1 rRNA gene is annotated in these 620 nt (G+C 59.5%); it reads right to left on the reverse strand.

The window, feature by feature from the left end:
- Positions 1 to 561 (reverse strand): 16S ribosomal RNA (locus RBJ65_RS42005); the annotation flags it as partial.
- Positions 562 to 620: the final 59 nt, after the last annotated feature.

The raw sequence follows: 620 nt of genomic DNA on the forward strand, positions 1-620 counted from the left end.
GCCGCCTACGAGCTCTTTACGCCCAATAATTCCGGACAACGCTTGCGCCCTACGTATTACCGCGGCTGCTGGCACGTAGTTAGCCGGCGCTTCTTCTGCAGGTACCGTCACTTTCGCTTCTTCCCTGCTGAAAGAGGTTTACAACCCGAAGGCCGTCATCCCTCACGCGGCGTCGCTGCATCAGGCTTTCGCCCATTGTGCAATATTCCCCACTGCTGCCTCCCGTAGGAGTCTGGGCCGTGTCTCAGTCCCAGTGTGGCCGGTCGCCCTCTCAGGCCGGCTACCCGTCGTCGCCTTGGTGAGCCACTACCTCACCAACAAGCTGATAGGCCGCGGGCTCATCCTGCACCGCCGGAGCTTTCAACCCCATCCCATGCGAGACGGAGTGTCATCCGGTATTAGACCCCGTTTCCAGGGCTTGTCCCAGAGTGCAGGGCAGATTGCCCACGTGTTACTCACCCGTTCGCCACTAATCCACCCCGAAGGGCTTCATCGTTCGACTTGCATGTGTTAAGCACGCCGCCAGCGTTCGTCCTGAGCCAGGATCAAACTCTCCGTGAATGTTTCCCCGTAATCGGGGTGACACCACGAGAGCGGAACAGTCGGAGGAATAATCCGAC

Source organism: Streptomyces sp. KL109B, from assembly GCF_030766935.1.
GTDB lineage: Bacteria > Actinomycetota > Actinomycetes > Streptomycetales > Streptomycetaceae > Streptomyces.